Origin of the sequence: Paenibacillus donghaensis (genome assembly GCF_002192415.1) — a bacterium.
Taxonomy (GTDB): domain Bacteria; phylum Bacillota; class Bacilli; order Paenibacillales; family Paenibacillaceae; genus Paenibacillus_AQ; species Paenibacillus_AQ donghaensis.
In genome coordinates this window covers 2,896,289-2,921,238 of sequence record NZ_CP021780.1, presented here as the reverse complement: position 1 = coordinate 2,921,238, position 24,950 = coordinate 2,896,289, and the positions used below count along the sequence as shown (strand labels likewise).

At 52.7% G+C, this 24,950-nt stretch carries 17 protein-coding genes; 3 read left to right on the top strand and 14 right to left on the bottom strand.

Annotation, left to right across the window (positions count from 1 at the left end; translation table 11 throughout):
• Positions 1-11: 11 nt before the first annotated feature.
• Entirely contained in the window at positions 12-1,763 is a 1,752-nt protein-coding gene (locus B9T62_RS12715) for an ABC transporter ATP-binding protein (RefSeq protein ID WP_087915587.1), read from the top strand.
• Entirely contained in the window at positions 1,763-3,523 is a 1,761-nt protein-coding gene (locus B9T62_RS12710) for an ABC transporter ATP-binding protein (protein WP_087915586.1), read from the top strand. Before B9T62_RS12715 ends, B9T62_RS12710 begins: the two co-directional genes overlap by 1 nt.
• A 111-nt stretch (positions 3,524-3,634) precedes the next feature.
• Here the strand turns inward: B9T62_RS12710 and B9T62_RS12705 are convergent, their stop codons facing one another.
• From B9T62_RS12705 to B9T62_RS12685, 5 genes are all read right to left on the bottom strand, one after another.
• Positions 3,635-4,663: an ABC transporter ATP-binding protein gene (locus tag B9T62_RS12705; protein ID WP_087915585.1), complete on the bottom strand. Its 1,029-nt coding sequence runs from the start codon at positions 4,661-4,663 to the stop codon at positions 3,635-3,637.
• Positions 4,660-6,360, bottom strand: coding sequence for an ABC transporter permease (locus tag B9T62_RS12700; RefSeq protein ID WP_425436647.1), 1,701 nt, complete (start codon positions 6,358-6,360; stop codon positions 4,660-4,662). Before B9T62_RS12700 ends, B9T62_RS12705 begins: the two co-directional genes overlap by 4 nt.
• A 72-nt stretch (positions 6,361-6,432) precedes the next feature.
• Positions 6,433-7,476 (bottom strand): ABC transporter substrate-binding protein, encoded by a 1,044-nt coding sequence (locus tag B9T62_RS12695; RefSeq protein ID WP_087915583.1) that lies wholly within the window; start codon positions 7,474-7,476, stop codon positions 6,433-6,435.
• A 24-nt stretch (positions 7,477-7,500) separates the two neighbouring features.
• Positions 7,501-8,367, bottom strand: a complete 867-nt coding sequence (locus B9T62_RS12690; RefSeq protein ID WP_087915582.1) for a Cof-type HAD-IIB family hydrolase — start codon at positions 8,365-8,367, stop codon at positions 7,501-7,503.
• 24 nt (positions 8,368-8,391) lie between these two features.
• Positions 8,392-9,126: an MBL fold metallo-hydrolase gene (locus B9T62_RS12685; RefSeq protein WP_087915581.1), complete on the bottom strand. Its 735-nt coding sequence runs from the start codon at positions 9,124-9,126 to the stop codon at positions 8,392-8,394.
• Positions 9,127-9,346: 220 nt separating this feature from the next.
• Between B9T62_RS12685 and B9T62_RS12680 the strand changes: the two genes are divergently transcribed.
• Positions 9,347-10,315, top strand: coding sequence for a sugar-binding transcriptional regulator (locus B9T62_RS12680; protein WP_245864439.1), 969 nt, complete (start codon positions 9,347-9,349; stop codon positions 10,313-10,315).
• A 104-nt stretch (positions 10,316-10,419) separates the two neighbouring features.
• Here the strand turns inward: B9T62_RS12680 and B9T62_RS12675 are convergent, their stop codons facing one another.
• From B9T62_RS12675 to B9T62_RS12640, 9 genes are all read right to left on the bottom strand, one after another.
• Complete coding sequence (locus B9T62_RS12675) at positions 10,420-12,981, bottom strand: glycosyl hydrolase family 95 catalytic domain-containing protein (protein WP_281257723.1); 2,562 nt, start codon at positions 12,979-12,981, stop codon at positions 10,420-10,422.
• Positions 12,978-14,123 carry a glycoside hydrolase family 88/105 protein gene (locus B9T62_RS12670; protein ID WP_087915580.1) on the bottom strand — a complete coding sequence of 382 codons (1,146 nt, stop codon included), beginning with the start codon at positions 14,121-14,123 and terminating at the stop codon, positions 12,978-12,980. The genes B9T62_RS12675 and B9T62_RS12670 overlap by 4 nt, the downstream gene beginning before the upstream one ends.
• 49 nt (positions 14,124-14,172) lie before the next feature.
• Positions 14,173-14,826, bottom strand: a complete 654-nt coding sequence (locus B9T62_RS41250; protein WP_281257722.1) for an oligogalacturonate lyase family protein — start codon at positions 14,824-14,826, stop codon at positions 14,173-14,175.
• Positions 14,826-15,314 carry an oligogalacturonate lyase family protein gene (locus B9T62_RS41245; protein ID WP_281257721.1) on the bottom strand — a complete coding sequence of 163 codons (489 nt, stop codon included), beginning with the start codon at positions 15,312-15,314 and terminating at the stop codon, positions 14,826-14,828. Before B9T62_RS41245 ends, B9T62_RS41250 begins: the two co-directional genes overlap by 1 nt.
• A gap of 40 nt (positions 15,315-15,354) precedes the next feature.
• Positions 15,355-17,412 (bottom strand): glycoside hydrolase family 65, encoded by a 2,058-nt coding sequence (locus B9T62_RS12660; RefSeq protein ID WP_087915579.1) that lies wholly within the window; start codon positions 17,410-17,412, stop codon positions 15,355-15,357.
• 46 nt (positions 17,413-17,458) lie between these two features.
• The gene (locus tag B9T62_RS12655) at positions 17,459-19,753 is read right to left on the bottom strand and encodes a helix-turn-helix domain-containing protein (RefSeq protein ID WP_087920256.1); all 2,295 of its coding nucleotides are present in this window, start codon (positions 19,751-19,753) and stop codon (positions 17,459-17,461) included.
• 81 nt (positions 19,754-19,834) lie between these two features.
• Complete coding sequence (locus B9T62_RS12650; RefSeq protein ID WP_087915578.1) at positions 19,835-22,078, bottom strand: glycoside hydrolase family 88/105 protein; 2,244 nt, start codon at positions 22,076-22,078, stop codon at positions 19,835-19,837.
• Positions 22,075-23,406 carry a Gfo/Idh/MocA family oxidoreductase gene (locus tag B9T62_RS12645; RefSeq protein ID WP_087915577.1) on the bottom strand — a complete coding sequence of 444 codons (1,332 nt, stop codon included), beginning with the start codon at positions 23,404-23,406 and terminating at the stop codon, positions 22,075-22,077. The genes B9T62_RS12650 and B9T62_RS12645 overlap by 4 nt, the downstream gene beginning before the upstream one ends.
• Positions 23,403-24,950 carry an extracellular solute-binding protein gene (locus B9T62_RS12640; protein WP_087915576.1) on the bottom strand — a complete coding sequence of 516 codons (1,548 nt, stop codon included), beginning with the start codon at positions 24,948-24,950 and terminating at the stop codon, positions 23,403-23,405. The genes B9T62_RS12645 and B9T62_RS12640 overlap by 4 nt, the downstream gene beginning before the upstream one ends.

Below are 24,950 nucleotides of genomic sequence, written 5' to 3'. Positions count from 1 at the left end.
GAGTCAGATATATGGTCACTATACTCAAGTACTTGAAACCGAAGGAATGGGCCTTATTCGGTATCAGCCTGCTCTTCATTGTTACACAGGTGTGGCTGGATCTGGAATTGCCCGATTACATGAGCGACATTACCCGTCTTATCCAGACGCCGGGAAGTGAAATGAACGAAATCCTAGCAGCCGGAGGCTGGATGTTGCTCTGTGCTTTGGGCAGCTTAGCCACCTCAATTATCGTTGCGGGGATTGCTGCCAGAATTGCGGCTGATTTTTCCTCAAGATTACGCTCTAAATTGTTTGACAAGGTACAGTCCTTCTCCATGGAAGAAATCAACAACTTCTCTACGGCCAGTCTAATCACTCGTTCGACGAATGACATTACGCAAGTGCAAATGCTGATTGTCATTGGATTGCAGCTGCTTGTGAAAGCCCCTATCCTTGCGGTGTGGGCGCTACTAAAGATCACGGGCAAGAGCTGGCAGTGGTCGCTTGCTACCGGCGCCGCTGTTGGTGTGTTAATTCTTGTTGTCGGCATTTGTATCGTGCTCGTGCTTCCGAAATTCCAAAGATTGCAGCAACTGACAGACAACCTTAATCGGGTTGCAAGAGAGAACCTCACCGGACTTCGTGTCATTCGCGCGTATAATGCGGAAAGCTATCAGGAAGATAAATTTAGCGTAGCCAACAATGAGCTTACCCGAACTAATTTATTCGCCAACAATGTAATGACCATGATGATGCCAAGTATTTCTCTCATAATGAGCGGTTTAAGTCTCGCTATCTACTGGATAGGTGCTGTAATGATTCAAAATGCTGCTGGTACCGCCAAGATGGGCTTGTTTTCAGATATGATTGTGTTCTCATCCTATGCGATGCAGGTAGTAATGGCATTCATGATGTTGATCATGATCTTTATTCTAATGCCCCGTGCCCACGTATCTGCCAAAAGAATCAACGAAGTGCTGGATACTAAGGCAAGCTTAGAGGACGGATTACTTACCTCCTCCCCGATGGATCGGGTTGGCGAAGTGGAATTCAGAAACGTCAGCTTTAAATATCCGGATGCAGAGGAATGCGTCATTGAGGACATCAGCTTTACGGTGAACCAAGGAGAAACTGTGGCATTCATTGGTTCAACCGGATGCGGAAAAAGTACCCTTGTGAACCTGATCCCCCGCTTTTATGATGCTACAGCAGGTGAGGTGTTGGTTGACGGGATCAATGTTAGCCAATATGAGCAAAGTGCGCTGCGCAATAAAATGGGGTATGTCTCCCAGAAAGCGATTTTGTTTGGCGGTACGGTGAGCTCCAATGTTGCTTTTGGCGATAATGGCAGTGACCTGACATCTGATGTTGTTGATGCCGTTTATACCTCTCAAGCTTCGGATTTCGTTGAAAAGATGGAAGGAAGCTACGAGGCCCAAGTCGCCCAAGGCGGTTCGAACCTGTCCGGCGGACAAAAACAACGTCTTTCGATTGCCCGGGCCATTGCGCGCCGTCCTGAAATATTGATCTTCGATGATTCCTTCTCTGCACTTGATTATAAGACAGACCGCAAACTGCGTAGTGAGCTGAAGAAAGAATCCCGCGGTACAACGATCCTGATTGTGGCCCAACGGATCGGTACAATCAAAGACGCGGACAGAATTATTGTACTGGAAGCCGGGCGTATGGCAGGCATGGGAACACATGATGAATTAATGCAGTCCTGCAGCATTTACCAAGAGATTGCTTACTCACAACTTTCTAAGGAGGAGCTGGCCTAATGAACAAGAGCAAAGCGCAACTGAGCACCTGGAGCAAACTTCTCCGTTATTGCAGAAAGTATATTCCTGTAGTTCTTATAGCAATTATCAGTGCGGCCATCGGTACGGTACTGACTTTGCTCGGGCCGGATAAGCTTTCGGAGATGACAGATTTGATCACCGCAGGCCTTGTCACCGGTATTGATATGGAAGCCATAACTTCCATCGGCCTCTTCCTTGTATTTATCTACATCCTTAGCGCTGTATTGTCATTGGCACAAGGATTAATAATGTCCATAGTTACGCAAAAAGTCTCCAAAAGCTTACGAACGGATCTCTCCAGTAAAATGAACAGACTTCCGATCTCTTATTATAATAAGTCAACAACCGGTGACATCCTGTCCCGGGTAACAAACGATGTGGATACGATCGGGCAAGCCTTAAATCAAAGCGTTGGTTCACTGGTCACCGCCCTCGCCCTGTTTGTCGGGTCCATTATCATGATGTTCAAAACGAATGTGCTCATGACCCTTACAGCGATTGTTGCAACAGTCATTGGCTTCGGCCTCATGGCGGCCATTATGAAGAAATCTCAAAAGTACTTTCAAAGTCAGCAAGAATACTTAGGTAAAATCAATGGCCATGTGGAGGAAGTATATTCAGGACATACTGTAGTGAAAGCCTACAATGGCGAATCGCAAATGCGCAATACCTTTGAATCCCTGAATACTAATCTGAAAGATAGTGCATTTAAAGCACAGTTCCTCTCCGGTCTCATGATGCCGATTATGATGTTCATAGGAAATCTGGGGTTTGTGTCCGTCTGTGTCGTAGGTGCTGTCCTTGCTATGAATGGAACGATATCCTTCGGGGTTATTGTAGCCTTCATCCTGTATGTCCGTTACTTCACACAACCCCTGTCACAGATTGCGCAAGCCGCACAAAGTTTGCAATCGGCGTCCGCGGCAAGCAAACGAGTCTTTGAATTCATGGATGCTGATGAAATGGACAATGAGAGTCATAAGGACAGCCATCTTGAAACTGCTGTGGGCCATGTGAAATTTGAACATGTGCAATTTGCTTATGAGAATTCAGACAAGCTTATTATTAAAGATTTCTCTACAGAAGTTAAGCCTGGGCAAAAAATCGCTATAGTCGGTCCTACCGGCGCAGGTAAAACAACGCTTGTGAACCTGCTAATACGGTTTAATGAACTAAAAGGCGGGGGAATTTATATTGACGGTACCCCGATCAGCAGTTTAACCCGAGAGAATATCCATGATTTATTCTGTATAGTTCTGCAAGATACCTGGCTTTTTGAAGGCACCATCAGGGAGAATTTAGTGTATAACAAACCGGGCGTAACCGACAAAGAAATTGAAGAGGCTTGTAAGTCGGTGGGCTTGCACCATTTCATCCAAACCTTAAGTGCCGGTTACAATACCGTATTGAATGACAAGGTCAATCTATCCACCGGACAGAAGCAACAGCTAACAATCGCCCGCGCGATGCTCAAGAATGCGCCAATGCTTATCCTCGATGAAGCTACAAGCTCAGTCGATACAAGAACAGAGCTCTTGATTCAACAGGCGATGGATAAGCTTATGGAAGGAAGAACCTCCTTCGTTATTGCACATAGGCTCTCAACGATTAAGAATGCCGATGTGATTCTGGTTCTGAAAGATGGCGATATCTTGGAAAGCGGAAGCCATAATGAACTGCTTGCCAAGAATGGCTTCTATGCGGAGCTGTACAATAGCCAATTCGAACAAGCCTCTTAAGCTAATTATTTCATCATATTTCATCATTTGTAGTTCAGCGCCGTTGACGCGGTAAAGGCTGCAGCAATAGGGCCGATTTCTTGTTGTTATTCAGAACAAGAAATCGGCTCTTTAAATTAAGCTGAGCGAGATCTTGTCATTCCTCTGAAATTGCAACGGCGAAACCACCTCCCATTGCTGGGTACCGCTGAGGACATTGTAGTGAAATACATTCCCCTGAAACTGCACGTTAACAATCTCTCCAGGTATTCCTGCTCCCGGCTCTCTAGATATAGAGAACTGGTCCGGACGAACCGGATACTGGCCGCTATTCTTAAAATGTGTTCCAACCGGCAGCCCGTCCCACGCCTCATGGTCACTCCCCTTTGGAACAAAACGATTGTTGACCCATCTTCCTTCTACGAGATTGGATTTGGAGACAAATCTGGCAACAAATTCGGTCTGTGGCCGCAGATAAATATCCTGAGGCGTTCCGACCTGTTCAATCTGACCGTCTTTCATAACTACGATTCGGTCCGCCATGGCCAAGGCTTCTCCCTGATCATGTGTTACGTAAACAATGGCAGAGCGGGTACGGCGATGAACATCCTGAATTTCCCGGCGCATATCCATCCGAAGCATGGCATCCAGGCTGCTTAACGGCTCATCCATTAACAATAGCGAAGGTTCAGGTGCAATGGCCCTGGCGATGGCTACCCGCTGCTTCTGGCCGCCGGAGAGCTCATGAGGCATACGGGAGGCCAGCTTGGTAAGTCCGGTAAGCTCAAGCACCTGGTTCACCCTCTCCTGCTCATTCTGCTTGATTCGTGCGGGCGTTTCCTTGTGTGTACGAATCGGAAACCGGATGTGCTCCGTCACATTCATATGGGGCCACAAGGCGAAGGATTGGAATACCATCCCGATTCTTCGTTTCTCCGGCGGCAGAACCAAGCCATCTCCGGCTACCAGCTTGCCATTTAAGCTGATCTGCCCTGTAGTTGGCTGCTCGAAGCCGGCAAGGATTCGCAGCAGCGTTGTTTTCCCACAGCCTGAAGGTCCCAGGATAGCGACAAACTCTCCTTCTTCTATGGTTAGATCAATATAATGCAAGGCCTGGGCACTCCCAAATACTTTGCTGATTCGTTTCATTTCAATACTCATGGCCGCACTCCCTTCCGCGTTGCCCACTTCTGAACGAGCAGCACGAGGGCTCCTCCTGCCGCAATCAACACGACGATCAGGCTTGATAAGGCTGTAGAATAAAGGGTTTCCCCTGCTTGCTCAAAGCTGAATATAGTCACACCTATCGTCTGGGAACCCGAGGAATAGAGCAAGGCTGACACTGTCAGTTCAGTCAGCGCTGTCAGAAAGACCAGCAAGCCGCCAGTCAAAATACCTGGCAGGGTAAGCGGCAGCAAGACTGAGCGCCATCGTTGCCAGGGACCCGCACCCGAGATGCGAGCGGCTTCCTCCATAGAGATGTCGACCTGCATAAAGGCCGTCACACCGGAACGAATCTGCAGGATCATAAACCGGCAGATGTAAGCAATGAACAGGATGGCCATTGTTCCATATATCCCGGGATTCCATCCGGGAATAGGTTCCATCCAGACTAGAATCATCGACAAGGCGAACACGATACCGGGCAATGTATAAGGAACAGCCGTGGCCAGTTCTGCCAGCCGATTCAGCCGTGAAGGCTTGCGAACCCGAATATAAGCGAAGCAAGAGCCAATCAGAAGGCATACCAGCATGGTAATACCGGATAACACAAGACTATTCTGTATCGCTTGCCATACCCGCGGATTCTCGAACAGGATGTAACGATAATTATTAAACGTCATATTGGACGCAGTCAGGCCAAGCCCGTAGGCTTTTTTCAAGGACATCGATACCATCGAGAATAACGGAACCACCGTAACCAACAGCAGAAATGCCCATAATAGCGCAGATACCCATTTTCTTGATTTGCCCAGTGTATACCTGGGTGAATAATCCGGTTGAATCGTATCGGAGGCGTGGCTCTTGCGCAGAAGCAGCCATTGCAGCAGACTCCCCATAATCGCAGCTAAGCCAAGCAATACGGATAACGAAGCGCCACGGGCAAAAGCAGACGGGCCAAACCCGATAATTTCTTCATAAATAAGGGTACTTAGCACCGAGATGTTCACAGGCGTGCCCAGAAAGGCCGGGATACCGAAGTTATCCAGCGATGCCAGGAATACGAGCAGTCCTCCAGCCGTAAGGCCGGGCAGAGCCAGGGGCAGCGTAATCCGCCAGAACGTTTCCAATTTGCCTGCTCCTCCTGCCCGGGATGCCCATTCCAGATCGCGTGGGATTTTGCGGAAGACCTCCAACGTAAACATATACACCAGCGGGAAATGATGGATTCCCATCACGAAGATGATTCCTCCCATGCTGTACATACTCCACGGCATAAGCCCTGGACTCAACCATCCCAGCAGCTTGGCTACAATGCCCTGCGTGCCCATAAAGGAAGACCAGGACAGCGTCAATACATAAGAAGGCAGTATAAAGCACAGCAGGATCGCTATATGCAGCATCCGCTTCCGGGGAATATCCGTGTATGCAATCAGCCAAGCGGCTGCAGTTCCAAGGAATAAGGAAAGAACGGTTGAACCCCCAACAATAATGGCTGTGCTGCGCAGGGTATTCCAGAACCGGCTCTGCTGCATAAGCTCACTGTAGTTCGTTAACACAAGCCCTTGCTCCCCACGGAAACTAAGCAAAACAAGCTTAAGAACAGGCAATACAAACAACAAAAGAACGATTATAGCGCCTAGCCAGGTAACAATCTGCTTCTTCCCGAACCTTTGTTTAATAGCAGAAAAGGGCATACGCCCTTTTCCTTGGACCGCTCGTGATGGAGCGTATGGTTTTGTTTTTGGCATATCAATCGGCTCCATCCATTATTCGCCGAACACTTTGATGAATTGCTGCTTGTCCGTTTCACGATCCGCAGTCAGCTGATCAAGATCCGCCGAGAGGATCTTCATTTCCGAGATGCTTTTTAAGCCTACAGGTGCTGCTATCCCTTCACGGATAGGCGTGTAGCCTATTTCCGCAGACAGCTTCTGGCCTTCTTCGGAGAGAACAAAATCCACAAAAGCTTTAGAGGCGTCAGTATTCTGTGCCTCTTTCATAATTCCAATCGGCTCGGTGATGATCGGCACCCCTTCTTCCGGATAGTAGAGCTCTACCGGCGATCCTTTGGCTTTCTCACGGGCAACCAGGTAGTCCACAATCATTCCGTAAGACTTCTCACCGCTGGCCACCGCTTTCATGGCGGCTCCATTTCCTTTAATGACAGCTATCCCATTATCCTTGACCGTTTGCAGGAATTCCCATCCGTAGCCTCCGGTACGGCTGAATACGCCGATATTATAGGCTGCTGCTCCAGAGTATAAAGGACTTGGCATGATGCTGGCATTTTTACTCTCCGCGGAGCTCAATACGTTCCAGGAAGTAGGGGGTACTGTTACTTTCTGCGTATTCACAGCCAGTACAGTAGCCATAACCTTCGTGCCGGTGTACATTCCTTCCGAATCTTTCAGCTCAGCAGGGAACTTCTCCGCTTCAGGAGATTGATAAGCCTGCAATAGATCCTGCTGCTTGAGGCTCTCAAACGTTACAGCATCCGCCAGTAGCAGTACATCCGCCTGGGTCTTGCCCGCTTGTTGCTCTGCCTGGATCTTAGCAGTTACTTCTTCGGTTCCCGAGCGGAAGATGTTAACCTGGACATCTGGATATTTAGCATTAAAAGCAGCAGTCAGTTTGGTGGCATCCTCTTCCGGTTGTGAAGTGTAGAATGAGAGTGCCCCTGAGATTCCCGCCGCTTCCGCACTGCCTGGCGTTTTCCCTTCTGCAGCATTTTCTCCCTGTGCCGCACAGCCGCTGAATAAGAGCATTGCCGTTAATGCCGGTAGTACCAAGCTTTTTTTAATGGTTTTCATCTATAATCTCTCCCTTATTGGTATTTATAGAGTGAAGAGCAAATGACGCTGAATAGCCTGGGCAAGCCCATCTTCCGAGTTACTGCCTGTTACCACCTTAGCGGCCGCCTGAACATGAGTCTTGGCGTTGCCCATTGCAATGCCAAGACCAGCCCAGCGCAACATGGCGAGATCATTGTCATAATCCCCGGCTGCGGCCACTTCGGAGGAATCAATTCCATGTTCCGAGCACAGCTGCACCAGTGCACTTTGTTTGTTGACTCCAGAGGCATTCACATCAAATCTGTGACTTCCGGTCCGGGTAAGCTCGAAGGTTCCCCAGTTCTGTAGAATAAGCAGCAACTGGTCAAGCACGAGCGTATCGGTGCAGATCACCGCAGCCTTGTATACAGGCACTTCTGAATTCTGAACGAAATCAATCATCTCGCCATTAACTGCTTCAACCCGGATCATCTCCGTCTGCAGCCTGTAATTCTCTTCAGTAAGCTCTTTATCCGGGTGAACGACCACGTTGGCGAGCGGCCAGCGCTTATTCATCTCATTAAGTTCTGGGACATAAAGCGTGTTAAAGCCATAAAAATGCACATAGGCCCCACAAGCCTGTACTATGGACACCAAGCGTGCCGCATCTGCTGCGGAGAGTGGAAATCCGGAAAGAAGGCTGCCAGTTGTTGTATCCAGGGTGACGGCTCCATTTAGCGCAACGAGCGGGAAGTTCATCCCGGCCTCTCTGGCATGCAGCCATACAGAGGCAGGAAATCTCCCTGATGCGATGGTTACTGCAGTACCTGCCAATATTAACTTCTGTATAGAATGAATTGTGCCTGCCGTCATGATCTTGTCGGGGTTCAAGAGCGTCCCGTCCATATCCAGGGCCAGCAATTTATACATATTGCCGTTTCGCCACCTTCCTAATCAGACTACATACAGCCGTGAGGGCTCCGGCAAGTCTACAGGTCCGCCAAAGGCTTGGCTGGCTTCCCTGCGCATCTGCTCCAGATTGCCGTCGCCTGGCAAGTGCACCAGTACCAGTTTTTTCACACCGGCCATACCGGCGATCTTACCAGCTTCACTGGCATCCATATGCCCTTGTCCCGTGGTATGCAGGCTCCCTCTGCAAATCGTTGCCTCGCACAAAAAAATATCGGCATCCTTGGCCAGCTCAATCAGTGCCTCGCAGTAGGAGGTATCCCCGGAGTAGACGAGCACTTTGCCACGATAAGTGACCTTAATGGCATAGCAGGGAATGGTGTGCTGCACAGACATGAACTCAATTAAGGCTCCGGCCAGCCACACCTTGCAAGCAGGATCAATGACATGAATATCGGTATGTGCATCCATCAGCGGTTTGAGCTTGTCAGCCGGTTCAGCCGGTGTATAGACGGTCAGCTTATGCGGCATCCTTCCATTACGAATCGCTCCTGCCGCTGCATATTGAAGAATTCCCAGATCTGCGATGTGGTCATGATGCAGATGTGACAGAATGACACCTGAGATAGCTTCGACACTGGTTTCATAAGGAAACCGGCTCATGACCCCACTTCCGCAATCCAGCAGGATTTGACCTTCTTCAGTGGTAACCAGATAACCCGCAGTTGCACCTCCAGCTGTTGGATATCCCCCCCAGTAGCCTAATATTGTTACATTCATGTATGCCTCCCTACCCTATGCTGTTGTTTTAAAATGGCATGTTCGTTTACATATGTTCCGGACAATTACAATTGTAATAATGGTTTGTGATGCCAGTGTCATCGAAGTGTCAAATCTGGATCAAGGAAATATTCCCCATATTTTGGCAGGCTTGACGGTTGGTCAACCCCCCCTCTATAGTGTGTATGTGAGGCACTACTAGGATAAAGGCGGACTATATGTGAACATAGAAGAACGCAAAATCATTGTGAAGGTCTGCAAAATGTATTATTACGAGTCTTGGACACAGGAGAAAATCGCAGAGAAGATCGGGGTATCCCGGCCTGTCATCTCCAAGATGCTTCAACGCGCACGTGACGAAGGCATCATTGAAATTGTCATAAATGACGATGACCAGGAGATATCCATCCTTGAGAAAGAAATTGAACAGGTCTTCAAGCTGAAGCAAGTCCTGGTCGTTCCGACCAAAGACTTGAATAAGGAGCTATTGTCCCGGGCGGTTGGGAAGGCCGCTGCCCAATTTGTGCTCAAGCTGATTAAGAATGGTGACCGCATCGGTGTGTCATGGGGAAATACGCTGTATCATATGGTACGGGAATTCCCGCTTGAGAAAAAAGAAAATGTCAAAATCATTCCACTCGTCGGCGGCACCGGAAATCACAGAAATGAGATGCACTCCAACCAAATTGCCTATGAATTGTCCAAAAAACTGGGCGGAACCTGTGATACCCTCTATGCCCCCGCTGTCGTTGAAACGGCAGAGCTGAAGGACCAGATCTGCCTGCTGCCGAATATTGCCCAGGTTCTGCGGGAAGGCGAGCAGATTGATCTGGCGCTTGTCGGCATCGGCAATCCGTTCTCCTTGTCAACTATGGAAAGATCCGGGTATCTGAATGAACAACTCATGACCGAATTGAAAGAACTGGATATCGTGGCTGACATTAATTCCAGATTCATTAAGCAGGATGGAAGCGTAAGCAGGCATCCCATTAACCATAGAGTTATTGGGCTAAGCCTGGATCATTTACAGCAGATCAACACAGTAGTAGGCATGGCGTTTGGCCTGCACAAAATTGATTGCATTATGGCAGCGCTAAGCGGGCAGTTCATTAATATGCTCATCACCGATGAAGCCACCGCCAGAACGATCATCGAGTATCACAAGAAAAAGCCTTTCGGCACAGACTGATTCATGAAATCAAAAAACGGCAGCCCTCAGGCTGCCGTCTCTTCGTGTTCATTTACCTCATCATATCCCTTATTGTTGAACTGAACACTAAGCCGTCGGGGGTATCATTGGTATGTGGTCTGCTCAACAACCAGGCTGTCGCCGGCTTCAAGATCAAGCACATAGGTACCGTCCGCAGCAGACGAAGCCAAGATCCTGTGATTGCTGATATACAGCTTACTTGAGGTGGTCCATTCCGGCAGTTGAAGCCTCGTGGTGATCCGGCGGATGGCGGTCAGCTCTGCCCGAAATGTTCCTGTTGTCCGATCCCATGCGAGGGACAGGCTGCCTCCCGGTATGCACCAGCCGTGAATAGAGCCCCTGGTCCACCGCGCCGGCAGTGCCGGCAGCAGTTTGATCCATTGCGGCGATACAAAGAGCAGCATCTCCTGTACCGCATTGACCCAGCCCAGATTGGCATCCAGCTGCACGGGAGCTGCCGGCATGGACATACATACTCCCATATTGCGCCAGTCGTTATGCAGGGTGAAGCCATTATTAAGCAGACAGGAGCGTGCAAGAATATCCAGACTTTCCAAGGCCCGCTCCCCGTCGCCAAGCCGTGCATATATGGATGACATATGGGCAAGAGACCAGCCGCTCTGGGCTCCAAGCTGGCGCTGATGCACCGTTGTCTCGAAGGCCCGGAATAGTTCCGGCTGTTCCTCCCTGGTAACTTCCTGTCCAGGAAAAACAGGATACAGATGTGAAAGATGACGATGATCACACCGGTCTTCAAAAGCGGGATGCAGCCATTCTTTCACAGCCCCCTCCTCACCCAGGATATAGGAGGGCAAACGTTCCAGCATGGATTCCCAGCGCGGGATCTCGCCGGAGTGGATACCGGCGATACGGCTGGCTTCAATGACATGCTGCAGCAATTCCTTAATGATGGCAATGTCCATGGTGGCATTGATGGCTGTGGGCATAGGATGGGCCAGCTGCTGCCCATCCCTTGGCATGAAGTTCTCCGGCGTGTTCTCCGGGGAGACGGACGGGTATATGATATATTGCCCGTCTGCATCCAGCACCAGAAAATCTTCATAGAACCGCAACGCCTCCATCATAAAGGGCACAGCCTCCTTAAGCAGAAACTGCCTATCGCCCGTGTACTGGTAATGCTCATAATAATGCCTGGCCAGCCAGCCGGCTGCTCCGGTCCAGTTCATGATGACCGGGACAATCTGATTCGGGACACCCATGCCGGGTGTTGTTCCAGCTGGGATATAGATGCCGCCGCAGCCATAGAGCTTGCGTGCGTTGTCCCGGAAGTCCTCCATCAATCCGTTGTAATAACGGAACAAGGACAGGTTCAGGCGGGACAACCCTCCGACAGCGGCATGCCAATACATCATCTGCACATTCTCATTGGCCATGTTATGGCCCCAGATCAGCCGGTAATCGCCCCCCCATAAGCCGTATAGTCCAAAAGGCAAACTGCTGTGTTCAGAGGTTCCGCTGATGAACAGATAGCGGCCGTAGGCCCAGAGCTTGCGAACAAGTCCGGTGGGAGCTTCGCCTTCATAGGCTACTAGCAGCAGCTCTTCATTACAGCAGCCGTCATCAGCCGCATCATCCAAATCAAGCTCTGCGGAGCGGAACAGCGGCTGGTGCAACTCGGTATGCCTCGCCAGCAGCGTACCGTAATCGGTACCAAGCGCCGCCAGCTCTTGCTTCAGCCGCGACCATTCCTGCTTCCGCTCGCCTGCGGCAAACATTTTGACAAGGATAAGCAGCTTGCCTGACGTTTGGAAATGGAGTTTCCCGCTAAGCTCCGGTTCATGCCGTTCACTTCGCCGGGCATCACCTGAATCCATTTGGCTTCCTAAGTGGCTCAAGGTTTTGCCATCCGTAGCATCTTCCAGACCAGGCTCTTCTTCCACCCGTATCAGGCGTAGCACCGCACCAAAGTCCTGTCCGTCGTCATTTCGGCCGCCATATAATAGGTAATCGCCATCTGCTCTGACTGTTACTGACAACTTCAGCGCCGTGAACTCCTCATCTTCCCGTACGCGGTCGCCCGGGGGAAACCGGAGACCTACTGTCCCCGTAAGCAACGGCTTGCCTGCTGCTCCTGTTTCCTGCACCGTGCCTATCTCCTCCAGTTCCCGGCCCTCCAGCTCATAGACGACACAATCATCCGCACGAGAGACGAATAGGCTTCTAGAATAACTCCGTTTCCCTTCCTGCCAGCGGACCTGGACCTCGCCCGTGTCCATATCCAGTTCCCGGCGGTATTTGCGAAAAGCGCTGTCACAGGTCATTGAAACCGTCAATGCCGCCAGCGGAAAGCGGGAGGACAGCCTGGAAGCATATCCCTGTGCCTGCAGGGTTCGGGTCAGATGCCAGCTTGCCTCCAGGTATTGTTCCTCGTCCATCAGCCGCCGGGTTTCCGGCAAGGTATGACTAACATCGGGCAGCTCATCCTTCCAGCCCCAATGCCATAATTCACTGTGCAGGAGCAGCACCGTCTCCTCTTGTATGCCGCCTTGGACAGAGGCGCCAAGCTTGCCGTTGCCGGAAGGAAGCGCCTCGCGCCACATCCCCTGCCACCAGGAAGCCGGATACCTCAGCCGCAGCTTGTTCCTGTCGGGTCTTGTGTCCGTTTGCCCGCTCTTCTTTTTCACTCTTCTCCTGCTCCCAGCTTCTCCATTTCAATGCTAGCCAGCAGGAACGGGGCTACTCCCATCTGGACATCGCTGACGATCTGTTCGCTGATATAATAGCCATAGGAACCGTCGCGGTATTTCTTGCCGCCAAGTCCGGCACCGTGACAAATACGGTGCAGGTGCACTCCCTGTTCATCCTCGGTGACCAGCTGCTTCAGGATACCCGCATACGCATGTTCGACGACTTTGTGGTCCAGCTCGGCCAAATAATGCAGCCGTTGGCCTTTGGCAAGCGCGTAGGTCAGCATACAGGAAGCGGAGGCCTCCAGGTAGTTGCCTTCCCTGCCGTTGTGGTCCATCACTTGATACCACAACCCGCTGTCCTGGTCCTGTGCATGGGCGATCGCATAGGCCATCCGCTCAAAGATCCCCATGATCTGTCCACGCTGCGGATGATCGAGCGGAAAATGCTCCAGCGCATCCACCACTGCCATCGCATACCAGCCCATGGCCCGGCCCCAGACATGAAAGGATTGGCCGGTGTCCTTATCGCACCAGCGCTGTTCCCTGCTCTCATCCCAGGCGTGATGCAGCAGGCCGGTCCGGGGATTGCGGGTCTTCCGCTCGATCAGCAGAATCTGCCGCGCCGCTTCATCGAAGCTGGCTTGATGATCGAAGAGGCTGGCGTATTCCGCCAGAAACGGCGAGGACATATAAATACCGTCCAGCCACATCTGGAACGGATATATTTTCTTATGCCAGAACCCGCCTTCACTTGTGCGCGGCTGTCCTTTCAGCTGGGCAACCAGCTGCAGAATCGCTTTATAATATTTGTCTTCGCCAGTGCGTTTCCACTGGGCAAAGAGATTCTTGCCTTCATTGATCATATCCAGATTGTAATCCTCCAGCCGGTACGTCCGGATGGTACCGGCTTGTTCTATCAGTTCATCCATATGATGGTGAACAAGCTCGGCGTATTTCGGCTCCTTGTTCCATACGGCTGCGCGCTCCAGGGCCATCAGCGTCATCCCGCCCACATACCCCCATTTGCCCGCAAGCTTCGGGTGATTGCCGTCCTTGCATTCGGAGAGCAGGGTATCTGCAATTTTGACGGACATTCTGCGCTCCTGTGTAGTAGTCTCTGCCGAAGTTTCGGCCATATCGTAATCCCTCCTTTTGATTAGCCACGCCGCCTATTTACAGATTGCTTCAGCTTTCAAGCAACGGCAGCGTGGATGTATCCTGTGGAAGATCAATGAGATAGACATTGGCGTACCCCGTTCGGTCACTTGTAAAAACAATCCGCTCCCCCTGTCCGGTGAACCGTGGGTGGGCATGCACCTTCTGCGAATGAAAGCTGCAGCGCAGCTCGCACAGGACCCGGGGTACATCAAAGTTCCCCTCCCCCGTTCTGCGCCAGAGGGTCAGGGTCTTCACTTTCCCCTTGCCGTCAGCCACTGCCTGGGATAATCCGTCTGCATGGGCGTGCCAGGTATCAAAGTGAAACTCCGTCTCTTCCAGATCTGAATTATCGTAATGGATGGCTCCGAAGAAATTGGTGCCGTCAGGGCGAAAGCCATGATAGCCGATCCGCTCCCCATCCGGGAAAAAGAATTCATGTCCCACCTTCTCACCGGGAGCCAGCCGTTCACGGATTCTCCAGACCTTACCCGTCTTAAGGTTCAGGCCCCAGATGCGGTGATCCACGAGATGCCAGGGACCTTCATGACAGAAGGTCATTAACCATGGCCTGGTGGGTGATGCATTCACATGGGTAATGAAGCAATCAGACTGATATACCTCTTTAGCCTGGCCCGAGGCAAGGTCGATGGATAATATGCTGCTGGAAGGCGCAGCTTCCATCAGCTCTCGATGGCCGACATATCCGTTGCCAAGACCAAATCCAGCCTGCCGGACAGGTCTTCCTGGATACAGGTCAGAACGGATAAGCCTTCGGCTGTGCAGCTGAGATTGCCGATGTTATATCCGGCAGGGCATTCATACAGCAGTTGCTCCCGGAGTGAGCTCAGGTCAAGAGAGAGAACAGCCCTCCCCTGCCTAAGATATGCATAAGTGCCCTCTGGATGGAGACAGACCTCCAACTGGTCATTGTTCTTGTAATCGGTAAGCTGCGTGATTTCACCGTTGTCTAAATGAATCGAGAACAGATTGGTCGAATTGCCCCGGTCCGAGACGAATAGCAGCCGTCTCCAATCGTCATACCAGCCGTTTTCGGTAAAATACAAATGATGGCTGTGCGCCATGTAATCCGTCAATTGCCGGACGGGCAGTCCGGTTATCCGGTCATGATACATTTTCCATTCTGCAGGGGTTACCGTCCCTTTCGTCATGTGGCTTGCTCCTCCCTTTCCAAATTGAGTGGCATGCTGATCAGAGCAGGGGTTTAAGCCCTTCCCACTCCACCGACCAGCTTCCGTCTTGCGGAAATCCCGGATTTTGCCGTTCCTCTCCGCCGGCCCAGCCCGCAGCCATCATGGCGACAGCTGTCAGCAGACCGCCGTTCCCCGGCAAATACGCCCATAGGCCTGGTCTTTGATAGTTGTGTCCATTCGGCAAATACGTGTTCTTCGTAGCATCCATCAGTAGAAAGTCCACCGCCAGCTCCGGTTCTCCCAGCCTGGCCGCTGTCATGGCGCACATGGGGAAATCCCAGCCCCAAGCGGATTCCCAGTCCCAGCATTCTTTGACCTTGAGCAGTGTATTCCGCATAATCTCTTGATCGATCAGCGATCCGGGCAGCAGTCCAAGCGCTCCGAGCATCGAGGGATGGTCATGGTTCTTGTCGGTAAATGTGCCAAGGCAATTCTCGTGAGCGAGATAGACCCCGTTCTCCTGCCGGGGCCTCGCCATTTGCGAAGCCACCTTGACCCAGGCCGGATTAACCGGCTGATCCAGCCGCTCTGCCCACCGGACGGCAATCTCCAGCCCGAATTTCCAGTATTCCAGCTCATACGGCGGATTCAGACTGTCGTTCATGGCATGATTCTCCTGTGCGGGGATCAGCGGCGGACCCAGCACATAAGCTTCCCTCTCCCCATCCCAATGGGCATAGGAAACCATAAAGTCAGCCGCTTCAAATACAATGTCCCTATAGTGTTCCAGTACGGACCGCTCAGGCCGGGCCGAATAACACATCTCGGCTAGTGCCATCGGATGCGGCTGCTGCCAGATCAAGCCCGGAGCCACCGGTGACGGGGTCTGCCGCCCGTTATAGCCGACCATTTTGGGCCAGCGTGCCCCGGCATAACCTTGGGAACGGGCCAGCTCACGAGCTTCGGGCAAGATGGTCAGGTACCAATCCATACTCCTGCGCAGCAAGTCGGCACGGTCCCACAGCGGGAAATGGGCGGCATGCCACCAGTGCATCTCCAGATGTATTTTGCCGAACCAGCTGTTGTACATATAGCCGGTCTCCTGCGGCGGCATGGACCCTCCGCTGTGCACGGCGCACAGGAACTGGGACAGCACCACCCTGCGCTCCAGCTCGGCAGCACGGGGGTCTGCACTGCCGGCCAGGTCTATTGCGGCTCCGCTGTTCCAGAATTCCTCCCAGTGGACCGAGCTTGCGCGCAGAACAGCTTCTGCTGGCTGCGGCTCCGGCTCCCGGGCAGCAAAAGCCACACTGCAGGACCAGCTTTCGGAGTCTTCGACAGCCTCGGGAAGCAGCGTGAATTCATGGGGGCCGGTCTGCTCCAGACGGCCTGCGTCCCAGAGCCATTTCACGGCATATTTATCTTCATCCAGCACGCGTCTCAGCGAAGCGGAAGCCATACTGACCTCCGTTAGCTCGGTACAGTGTCTGCTGTCCTGCTCCCAATCGGGAAATACAGATTTGGACCAGCTCCGGTGGGTCATATCGGGTGAGGGGAACACAACGAACAGCTGCAGACGCCCCTCACGGATTAATCTTGAATGGACACGAATGGCTATGCAGTCCTGCTGCGGGTCACAAGCTGTCTCCACCCGCACCTGCGCTCCCTGCACAGTGAACTCGCTGTGCAGGACACCAGTCCAGAGGTTCAATTCCTGACGTACCGGAACCGTACCGGCAGCACCTGCTTCCTGCCCGTCTTCCCGCAGCAGCCGGAATGATATCCGCCCAAGCTGAAGCCGGTGCGGATTCTGGCGCAGCCAGTGGTAGGCCTCTTCCTTGTCTTCCGGTTTCATGGGGTACAGCACCTTGCGCCCGTAGGTTTCAAATGCCTGATAGACGATATCCTGTTCTCCGAAGACCTGATGGCCGCCGGTATAATGCCAACCCCAATTGGACTGTGTGCCGAGGGGGATTTCGTAGGCATCCGGAAAGGTCTGAAGGCCGGTAAAATCAGCGCTGAATGCAAATTCTCCATTGCCAACGGATAAAGGCGACCTGGGCTCAAGCTGTGTCAAAACCGGATGGTTCCTGTTGACGACCGATTTACGATCCATGAATGGCTCTGCCTCCTTCTCATCAAGCGGGTTTAGACAGGGGATGTTAGGAACCCAGCAGAGAATCTCTGCGGCTGCGCATCATCTCCCTGTATTTGCCCGGTGTAATGTCCTTGTATTTACGGTACACGCGAATAAAGCTGTTCTCATGCTGGTAGCCAACCATGTAAGCGATCTCTGAAATCCTGTAATCCGTATCCAGCAGCAGCTCGCAGGCACGTTCCATCCGCAGTTTCGTGAAATATCCGTGAAGGGTATCGTTCATTTCCTGCTTGAACAGCTGGCTGGCCAGACTGGTGCCGATGCCGGCGTGCCCGGCAATCTCTTGAATGCCTACAGGGTCCTGCAGATGGCTGCTCATAAATGTAATCATCTGTTGGCACAGAATGAAGTCCTTGCTGAGCAGCAGGCTGCCGAACCATTCAGCCAAGGCTTCTGCCTGCCTCCGCAGCAGAGTCCAGGCAGCTTCCAGATGCATCGTCCGCAAGCCGGACATTTCGATTCCGCAGCCTTCTGTCTCGCGGTTCAGACGGATGCGCTCCAGCGTATCTGCAACAGCCTCCAGAAAGTTCAGCGCAGAGGAAGGGTGCCACTGCTCAGTCTTAATGCGGTTGAGCATTTTATCCAGCACCTTCCGTGTCTCTTCCCCGCTGCCGGCTTCGATGGCTTCAGTCAGCTTAGCCATGACTTCATGTTCTTCGGAAGGGCTCTCCGGCAGCTGATGACCGGAAATCTCTTCGAACGGAATCACGTATTCATATCCGCGGTACAATCTGTACTCGAGTGCTTGCTCTGCTTCCTGCATCGCTTGCTGAAGCCGCATGAACCCTTCTTGATATCCACTCACACCGGCGGAGACCTGGAACTTAAGCAGCCGCGGGATCATCGCAAGTGCTTCCTGGATGGTTGCCGCTGCCCTGATGTCCCTGCCTGGCTCAAGCGGCTGCAGCATAACCAGCATCCGGTCTCTGCCCAGATCGGCCGACAGCACACGCCACTGTCCGGACAGCAGCTCGGCAATGATATTGGCAATGGCAAATTTCAGCAGGGAATGATCCGACTTCTTGAAGCGTTCGCACCAGGCGTCATAATCGTCGATGGACAGCATGGCGACTGCCAGCGGCTCATCACTCCAATCCTTGAAGTAACGACTCCACTTCTCGCCGATTTCCCGATTTCCTGTCATATTACCGGTATAAATATCTGTCAGAAATTTGGAGGAGGCTTCCGGAAGGGTCTGCCGGAGATTAATGGCCTGCTGGGCATGATCCGTAAGCAGCTGGCCCGTTATTTTCTCCAGATCGATCAGTTCCGGGCTGATCCGTTCCCGGTCATAGCCGCTGAGCAGCTGCCTCATCCGCCTCACGGGCCTGAAGGCGGCCGCATTATAGAAAGTGATCGAGGCCGCCCCTGCCACAAGAGCCAGCAGAGATACCACGAAGACGATATCGCGGATCTTCCGGGCATTGGCCAGCAGACTGTCCTGCGATATCACCGACAGGTAGCGCCATCCGGTGTAAGGCGAAATAATCTGTGAAGCCAGCAGGAGCTTGCCTTCATGCTTGAACTCACCAAGCTGTTCCCCTTCCAGCTGTGTAAGTACCTGACCTACTGCCTCCTCTCCGACGGCATAATTGCCGAGATCATACAGCGGCTGGTTGTCGGTATCAAGAATGAAGCGGTGGCTGTCAAGGTGGGAGACGGAAGAGAGCAGCATATGCTCGAACATTTGCTCCGTCTTGAAATTCACCGCGATAATCCCCTTCAGCTGCTTGGACAGCATAATCTTCCGGTAGAGTGTGATCTGTGGCACGGATTTCCCTGAACCTGCCGGGATCTCCCGCTGCTTGACCAGCATGGGCCGGTCCTTAAGCTCAGCAGCCACCCCGACCCAATCCGAATCAGGGAAATTGGCTTTGTTGGAGCTATAGCCTTGAGGAAAAGCAACCATGCTCTCTCGCTCCATATCATAAATGTAAGCGCTCTTAATAAAAGGTGTACTGCTGATTAGAGTTTCCAGAAACTGCAGTAATTCCGTGATATTGCGGTATGAGCCTTGTATTTCATTCGTGAGAAATTTATACACGTTGCCGTTCAGTGCGATTTTTACCGCGATCTGGTCGCTTTCCCGGATCGCCTCATCAATGTCATTCATGCTGATGCGCAGCATCTGGTGCTGCGGTTCACTAAGCTCCTGCTGCAATACCGACTTGGAGGAATAATACGTAGTCATCCCGACGGCGATAATAATCATAAAGACGGCAATGGTCAGGATCAGCAGCAGCCGGGTCTGGGTATTGGTGAAATTGAATTTCAGCCACTTTAAAAAGGATAGGGTCACAGTTATCTCCCGCCTTATATGCAATATACCGCCATTATACAGTGCCCGCTTGCCCAATACGACCCGGCCGTAATGCCTATTCTATCTCCTTATGGGTGTCCCGTTCCCAGGGTTGCCAACAGTTTCGACAGTTTCGACAGTTTCCGCAGACGAAGCGTGCTCCTGCCATTCCTGCATGGACATGGCTTCCAGCCCGGCCAGGAGCACAATACCGATCCCATGGATATCATTCAGGTTCCAGCTCAGCTCATGCTTGTAGTATTGATTGGAGAAAGAATAGCTTGAGCCCCTGCATACCCCGTACACATTCCCCTGTTTGTCGATCGACCGCCGGGTAAGTCCCCTCCATCCCCGCAGCACAGCTTGTGTATAGGGTTCCGGCTCCACATGCCAGCCAAGCTGTACCCCACGGGCGAACGAATAGATGAACATTGAGGTACAGGAAGTTTCTTCATAAGACTCGAGGTCCGTCAGCACCTGATGCCATAATCCATCCCTGCCCTGTAGTCCCAAATATCCTGCACACAATTCCCTATAGAACTGAAGGAGAGCCGTGGAGGAAGGATGCTCTGGAGGCAGCGCCGTCAGCAGCTCAGACAAGGAGAACAGCACCCAGCCGTTGCCTCTGCCCCATGGGGTAAGTGTGGGCTGACCCCGTTCCACATCGAACACGTGAGACATGATTTGCCGCTGCGGGATATAGAGGTATTTTTTATACAAAAGTACCTGTCTTGCCGCTTCATCCAGCGCCTTCCCGTCACTCGACCAGTGTGCATATCTGCATAGGAACGGGATGCTCATGTACAGATCATCACACCACAGGGTATTATCCATCGTTCTTGAGACACCAACCTTGCGGTATAAGGTTCCATCTTCCAGACGGTCCTGCCGATGCAAAATATAGTCCGCGATATGAGCTGCGGTCTGCGCGGCCCCTTCCAGCTTGCGTTCCTGATCGGCCAGCAGCAGGGTAGCTCCGAAAGATCCGCAGTCATCCAGGCTGTCGATATGCGACAGCTGGTTATTAAGTCCAGCGGCCCCATAACGTGCTCTGTCCCACAGGGAATAACTGAAACGGGAAGAGGCAAATTCGATGTGGTTCAGCACGTAGTCGCGGATATCCGGCCGGTCCCCCGCTTTGCCGAGCTGAAGCAGACCATACAAGGTGACTCCAAGCGGATAGTTCGCTCGGCCGAACCATTCATTCTCCAAGAATGGACGCACCTCTCCGCCCTGCAGTTCCGTCCGCCAGTATACGTCTTCTCCTGTCCCGCTGCGGACCGTTTGCTTCATGGTCTGACAGGCAGTCAGGTCTATCTCCTGCCCGGCCTGAAAGGGTCCCAGGTACAGCCATTTGCCATTGTATCCTTTTACATCCTGCGCAGGAGTTAATAGCGCAAGTGAAGCCGGATCCAGCCGGAAGCCCCAATCCTGCTGTCCGCAGAGACAGTTCGCAGTCAGGTGATGACTGGCAGGGGACAACTGCAGCTCGAAGCGGAAGGCTCCCGCCCGTTCCTGCCGGAAGACCTCCTTCCCGTCAACCGAGAATTCCACCGGACTGAAGGCTTCACCGGAGAACACCACAGGCTCATGCCCGCAGTACGAGCCGTTGATCTTCGTCCACGCATAGGCAGACATTCCGCTTGATCGGCCATACATCCGTACCAGCTGTCCGAATGGAGCTGCACCTTCAGGCTCTTCCTGCCGCGGCAGCCAACTCACCCCGGTAGCTTCCTCCCTCAGGGGACCTGCTGGAATCTCCTGCAGGGGAGCATCAAGCGGCTCGGTATAGAGCCAGCCTTCCTCTCCCTCCCGCTCCAGGGAAGACACAATGAAGTGAAGAGGTTTGTTCTTCCTGGAGCCGGTGCCGAACAGGCCGCCGCTTCCCTGCTGTCCACGGCTGAATTCAAGCACGAAATCATTCCAGCCTTGTACCAGCCGGAGTTTCAGCTTCAGCAGGGGGAGCGCAGGATATTCTTCATCTGAGGCGGAGCCGTAGACGGCCTTTCCCTGATGGTATACTCTGAGCGGGCCGAAGCAGGTCACATGAAAGATGAACTCCTGTTCATTGTCGCTCCAGAGCTTGGCCCAGGCGTACACCTTCTGCCCCTGCCGCATGCCGGGGAACAATTCTCCCAGCGGGAAGCTGTAGCGGTGGTCCTCACTCTTTCGCACCGGTCCTGGTCTGGTGACCCTGTAGACCGGAGGGTGCGGCGGATTGGCCCCGATGTATCTTGCCGCAATGGTCATCAGCGTGTGCATAACGTCCTCACCGCCCTGATAGGCAATGCTCTCTTCCGGCGCGAAATAACCTTGTCTGCTCATGTTCTCTGCTCTCTCACTTTCTGCCCCGGCACTGTACTTCCCCAACCGCCAAGCACTTCGTCTATGGCAACGGGCCGGTGTTCTTCCGCAGAACGCCATACCGCCTCCCCGGCGGCAACTGAATAAGCACCGTCTGCGGCACCCGACAGAATCCGGTACGGCCGGTTCCGGTCTTCGCCCAGAAAAATATCCTCTAGCAGCAGCGGGTCTCCCCCGCCATGACCTCCTTCCCGGTGTACGACATGAATCGTCTCCTTCGACCCAAACAGGGGAAAGTAGTCGATAGTCTGGACCGGTGTGGGGAAAGGCGTGCGTGCGGGCATATGGTATTCCAGTGTCTCCAGCCTGCCCCGTGTGCCGTTCACCGCCAGCCGGTAGCCTTCGTAAGGAAGCGAGAAATTGACCGAATAGCTCATCAGCGCTCCTCCGTTATATTTCACTGCTGCCGTATACGTATCTTCTATTGCGATTGTGGAATCAAAGATGCATTGGTCCGGACGGTAGGACGTGTATGGGAAATCCTTAGAATCTGCACCGAGCAGATTCAGGTGGTCATCCGGCACCCGGATCTGGCGGCTGCGCGGTGTCCAGCGGGAATAATAGGCACAGTCTTCGGAGACTCTGCACGTCCGGCAGTGTCTTCCATCCTCCCGCGCCGGGTTCCACTCGCCTTCAGCACCGTAATAGTTCAGTGCTCCATAGGCGAAGACCTCCACCGGCTTCTGGTTGATCCACCACTGGACCAGGTCGAAATGATGGGTGCTTTTATGGACAGACAAGCCGCCTGAGAAGGCCCGTTCACGGTTCCAGCGTTTGAAGTAGCTGGAGCCGTGATGGGTATCGATATACCAGTTAAGGTCTATGGAGGTGACACGGCCAACCTTTCCCTCCTGAATCATCTCCTTGATCCGCATGTGAATTGGCATATAGCGGTAATTGAAGGTTACGGTCACCTTGCCCCGGCTTACGGCTTCCGCTTCCAGAACGCGTCTGGCGTCAGCCCCCGTAGTGACCATAGGTTTCTCGGTGATCACATCCAGATCACGCTCCAGCGCTGCTGTGATATAGCGTACATGGGTATCATCCCTGCCAGCGACAATGATACAGTCGGGCTTCGTCTCCTCCACCATAGTCCCGAAATCAGAAGCTGCATAAACGGCAACTTCTGTGTGATCCGGGAAGCGGGAGCGATAAGCTTCAAATCGTGCAGGGTCCGTATCCAGCAGTGCCACGACCTCCGAATTATGGGAGAACAGCTCATGAATCGGTTTGGCGAATTGTCCCAAAGCTCTGCCGCTGACACCGCATATGGCATATCTTTTTCTCATTTTTTCACCTTCTCATACCATTCCTGCACGCGATGGGTCACTTCTTCGCCCCCGGAGGCATTCCATTTCTTCACGTATTCATCATAAGCCTCCAGCGGCTGCTCGCCGATGACAATCTTGGTCAATACCTCCTGGAACAGCTTGTGGGACTGGATATCGGGATAACCTTCATATACAGAAGCCGGAAGACCGTCACCGGCAATTTGCCGGGCATCGGCGGTGCTGACTGTGAACATGTCTTTGACCATTTGCTGCTGGTTCTCCGGATAAGTCTCTTCAATCCGCTTGTTCATGTCGTCTGTGGTGGTCAAATTCTTCATGCCAAGTGCAAGCGGTTTGTTGTCGGCAGGCGGGATAATTACCTTGCGCCCGTCCTTGACTTCATGCTGCTCCCCTTCAAGCCCAAAGCGGACAAATTCATCATTCTCGGGATTATAGAAGAAATCCAGCAGCTTCAGGGCATTAGAAGCATTATCTTGCTTGGCCGCAGGAATCATCCATTCCGGTTCACCCATGCTCTTCTGGGTTACGAAGGCGTCAAAGCCCTCGGCTTTGGGCAGCGGCATCGCCGCAATGTAAGCATCCGGTGCCTGGGTCAGCATGGCATTGTACCGATCACGTACATTCGCCGGCAAATGGTACCAGCTGCCCACGAGGTTATTGTTTATTTTGGCCTGCCAGACTTCCCCTTTGTTCAGGAATGTTTCGTTGTCCAGCAGTTTTTCTTCATACAGCATGCGGATGAACTTGATGGCCTCCCGCATATTGGCGGTGGTCCCTGCATACTGGATTTTTCCATCGTATTCATCCCATTCAGGATACCCTTCCCACATCGCTACCCCGTAAATAGCGAACAGATGGTCCATCCATCTGCCGAATTCCCTTCCGCTTGTAGGCAGCTCATCCGCCTTGCCGTTGCCGTTCGGGTCCTTGTCACGGAAGGCTTTGAGCAGCTCGACATATTCATCCTTGGTCTTTGGCATCTCCATACCCACCTTATCCAGCCAATCCTTGCGGATCAGGGGTGCACGTTCCGGCACCAGGAACACTTTGGGCACATAATAGATTTTGCCGTCAGGGGAAGCGGAGCGGACGATATCCCAGGCTTCCTGGGGAATACTCTCCCAGACATGCGGGGCATATTCAGGCAGCAGTTCATCCAGGGGCAGCGCTCCGCCCTGCTGGATCAGCGTCTGCTCGACGCCTCCGATCGGCCGCAGGATATCCGGCAGGTCATCCGAGGCGATCATCAGGTTCAGATATTCGGATGGCTCCGAGCCGGGAGGGGTTGTAATCAGCTCATACTGAACCCCTGTTTGGTCAGCGATGTATTTCACATGCGGATCATCGGCAGCCGGCATGCTGCCGATGCCCATATGGCTTTTGAATACTTCGACTTTTACTGCCCCGGTCCCCGAGTTCCCTTCACCCGCTGCACCTTCACTGCCTTCCGCGTTCGGGGTATTGCTGCCGCAGCCAGCCACCAGCAGCATGGACAGACTGAGCATTAGCGGTACAATCTTGTGGGTAAGTTGTGTTCTCAT